We start from the raw sequence: 3,419 nt of genomic DNA on the forward strand, positions 1-3,419 counted from the left end.
CCTCCCGGCGGCCGCTGCCGCGCTGGCTGCGGGCCGGTCTCGGGGTGGGCGTCCTGGGCTCGTTCACCTCCCTCTCGGCCGTGGTCCTGGCCGCCGCCCTCGTCACGGGCCTCGGCCCGCAGGCCGCCCCGGGTGAACCGGTCGCCCTCGCCCTCGTGGCCCTCGGCGTCGTGGCGGCCCTCGCCGTCAGTGCCGCCCTCGGCACCGCCGCCGCCCTGGCGGGACTGCGCGCCGGGACGCCCGGGGGCACCCGGTGAGCGTGCTGCCGGACGCGGCCGGGGCCGGCGTCGTGCTCTGGCTCATGCTGGCCGGTGCGTGCGGCGCCGTGCTGCGCCTGGCCTGCGACCACTGGTTGCCCCGGGGCGGGATCCTGCTGGCGAACGTGGCGGGCTCGCTCGTGGCCGGCCTGGTGATCGGTCTCCAGCCCTCCGCGGACGCGACGACCCTGTGGGTGACCGGGTTCTGCGGCGCGCTCACGACCTTCTCGACCGTGTCCACCGCCACCGCCGACGACGTCCTCCGCGGCCGATGGGGCACCGCCGCCAGGACGTGGGCCCTGCACCTGGGCCTCGGCGCCCTGGCCGTGGTGCTGGGGCTGCTGAGCGGGTCTGCGCTGTCGGCCGCGTGAACGAGGGTGCGCGCGAGAAGTCCCCGGGTGCTTAAACACAGCGGACCCGGGACACCGCCGCAGCGATGTCCCGGGTCCGTCACGGGGAGTGGAGATGGCGGGAATTGAACCCGCGTCCGATGCAGTGTTGTCAGGGCTTCTCCGGGCGCAGTTTGCGCTGGGTGTTACTCGGCCCTGGCTGTCCCGCAAACAGGCAGCCAACCCGGGCCCAGCCGGATTAATGTCTCCACCACGACCCCCGGCGAGGGTGGCGGACAGTGGCTATCTAATCGACGCCAGGATCCGGGGCGATAGCATCCCCGGGCTGACGGACTCGTTCACTGATCAGGCAGCGAGAGCGAAGTCAGTGCGCTTAGATTCGGCACTTGTTGGTTTGCAGAGGGCGTTTCCGAGATAACTCTGCATCCTCGGCCCGCTTCCCCTGTCGCGACGTGCATCGTCGAAACCGATCATCCCCATGTTCTGTTGTCAATCAACCGGTGCCCTGCGGGGTTCCACTGATCCCCCACCTGGTCCGGACTGCCCAGTATAACCCATGGGCGTCCGCGGGTATTCCCGGCGGCGGTGACTCAGGCCGCGCGCCGGTTGCGGATCCGCATGGCGCGCTGGGCCTCGCGGTTGTCCTGCTTCTCCCGCAGCGCCTGGCGCTTGTCGTAGTCCTTCTTGCCCTGGGCCACGCCGATCTCCACCTTGACGCGGCCGTTGCGGAAGTAGAGCTGCAACGGCACGATGGTGTGTCCCGACTCCTGGATCTGGCGGGCGATCTTCGTCAGCTCCTGGCGGTGCAGCAGCAGCTTGCGCCGGCGGCGGGCGGCGTGGTTGGTCCAGGACCCGTTGAGGTACTCCGGGATGTAGACCTGCTCGAGGTAGAGCTCGTTGCCGTAGAACACGGCGAACCCGTCCACCAGCGAGGCGTGGCCCTCCCGCAACGACTTCACCTCGGTGCCCATCAGCGAGATCCCGGCCTCGTAGGTGTCCAGGATGAGGTAATTGTGGCGGGCCTTGCGGTTGGTCGCGATGACCTGCCTGCCGTCAGGACCGGCCTTCTTCGACCCGTCAGCTGATTTCTTGGCCATGGCTTCTCCTTCCGGCCCGGGGTGGTCACACGGACTTTCCAGTGTACTGCCGCCGTCAAGGGAACGGGCGCTGGCACCGGGGTCACCACCCGGCGCAATTCACCCGGGACCGGGAGACCGTGATCCTTGGCGTGGCCCGTGGAGGCGAGTACGTTCAAGCCATCATGTCCTCCAGCTGTGCACGGATAGGCGGGACAGCCATGAAAGCACAGAACCCCAAGTCCATCCTGCGGCGTATGCCGATCGACCTCATCGAGGAGGAAAGCAAGCACGCGGTGCTGTCCAAGAGCCTGGGCCTCTGGCAGTTGACCGCCCTCGGCGTCGGCGGCATCGTCGGCGTCGGCATCTTCACCCTGGCCGGACTGGTGGCGCACGGGGACGCGAACAATCCCCCCGTCGGCCCGGCCGTCCTCATCTCCTTCCTCATCGCCGGCCTGGCTTCCGCGGCCGCGGCGCTGTCCTACGCCGAGTTCGCGGGCATGATCCCCCGGGCCGGTTCGGCGTACACCTACGGCTTCGTGGCCCTGGGCGAGATCATTGGCTGGTTCATCGGCTGGGACCTGCTGCTGGAGTACATCGCGATCGTCGCCGTGGTGGCGATCGGCATCTCCGGTTACGCCGAGGCGTTCCTGCAGGGGTTCGGGCTGGAGCTGCCCGCGTGGATGGCCTCGACGCCCGACCAGGGCGAGGGCGGGATCATCAACCTCCCGGCCATCCTCATCTGCCTGCTGGTGACCTTCATCCTCAGCCGGGGCACGAAGACCTTCGGTCGGTTCGAGCTGATCGCCGTCGGCATCAAGATCCTGCTGATCCTGTTCATCATCGGCCTGGGCGTGTTCTACATCGACACCGCCAACTTCGACCCGTTCATGCCCTCCGGGTTCGGCCCCGTGCTGACGGGCGCGGCCACGGTCTTCTTCGCCGTCTTCGGCTATGACGCCATGAGCACGGCCGCCGAGGAGGCGCAGGACGGCACCAAGCACATGCCCAAGGCCATCATCCTGTCGCTGATCATCGCGATGGTCCTCTACGTGGCCGCCACGCTCGTGCTGACCGGGATGCAGAACTACCGGGACATCGACCCGGAGGCCGGTTTCGCCTCCGCCTTCTACTCGGTGGGCCTGCCCGTGGTCGCCTCGATCATCTCGATCTTCGCGGTGATCTCGATCCTGACCGTGATGGTGACGTTCCTGCTCGGCGTGACCCGGGTGTGGTTCTCCATGAGCCGCGACGGACTGCTTCCCCCGTGGTTCGCCCGGGTGGACCACCGCGGCACGCCACAGCGGGTGACCTGGATCGCCGGCATCGCCTCGGCCGTGCTGGCCGGGATCTTCCCGATCCGGGCCGTGGCGGACCTGACCAACATCGGGATCCTGTCCGCCTTCGTGGTCGTCTGCACGGCCGTGATCCTGTTCCGCTACACCCGCCCCGAGGCCTCCCGGACCTTCCGGCTGCCCTGGATGCCCGTGGTGCCCGCCTTCGGCGTGCTGGCCTCGCTCTTCCTCATCCTGCAGCTGCACTGGGAGACCTGGGTGCGTTTCGGCGTCTGGCTCGTCATCGGCCTGGTCATCTACTTCGCCTACGGCCGCCGGCACTCCGTGCTCAACGCCGACAGCCCCCACTACCGTCACGACCTGGCCTCCCGGTCCTGACCGGCCCGTTCGGGCGGTACGGGCCCGACCGGGCCGAGCGGGTCAGAGCAGGCCGAGCGGGTC

The 3,419-nt window shown here is 68.9% G+C and carries 3 protein-coding genes, 1 other RNA gene and 1 pseudogene; 3 read left to right on the forward strand and 2 right to left on the reverse strand.

Annotated elements, in window-relative coordinates; genetic code table 11:
* Positions 1–257, forward strand: a pseudogene (locus PLJ28_RS12115) (FluC/FEX family fluoride channel); the annotation flags it as partial.
* Positions 254–628 (forward strand): fluoride efflux transporter FluC, encoded by a 375-nt coding sequence (locus PLJ28_RS12120; protein ID WP_298045039.1) that lies wholly within the window; start codon positions 254–256, stop codon positions 626–628. The pseudogene PLJ28_RS12115 and the gene PLJ28_RS12120, both read left to right, overlap by 4 nt.
* An 86-nt stretch (positions 629–714) precedes the next feature.
* Here the strand turns inward: PLJ28_RS12120 and ssrA are convergent.
* Positions 715–1,085, reverse strand: a transfer-messenger RNA (tmRNA) gene (gene ssrA / locus PLJ28_RS12125).
* 112 nt (positions 1,086–1,197) lie between these two features.
* Positions 1,198–1,704 carry an SsrA-binding protein SmpB gene (gene smpB / locus PLJ28_RS12130; protein WP_183524491.1) on the reverse strand — a complete coding sequence of 169 codons (507 nt, stop codon included), beginning with the start codon at positions 1,702–1,704 and terminating at the stop codon, positions 1,198–1,200.
* A gap of 200 nt (positions 1,705–1,904) precedes the next feature.
* Between smpB and PLJ28_RS12135 the strand changes: the two genes are divergently transcribed.
* A complete protein-coding gene (locus PLJ28_RS12135; RefSeq protein ID WP_183524488.1) occupies positions 1,905–3,356 on the forward strand; it encodes an amino acid permease in 1,452 nt (483 codons plus the stop codon).
* The last annotated feature ends 63 nt before the right edge of the window (positions 3,357–3,419 follow it).

Source organism: Citricoccus sp. (assembly GCF_035445025.1).
In the GTDB taxonomy this organism is placed as follows: domain Bacteria; phylum Actinomycetota; class Actinomycetes; order Actinomycetales; family Micrococcaceae; genus Citricoccus.

What these genes read in the sequence shown, in the direction of transcription:
- smpB (WP_183524491.1), bottom strand. Translation starts at nt 1,704, where the DNA reads ATGGCCAAGAAATCAGCTGACGGGTCGAAGAAGGCCGGTCCTGACGGC.
- PLJ28_RS12135 (WP_183524488.1), top strand. Translation starts at nt 1,905, where the DNA reads ATGAAAGCACAGAACCCCAAGTCCATCCTGCGGCGTATGCCGATCGAC.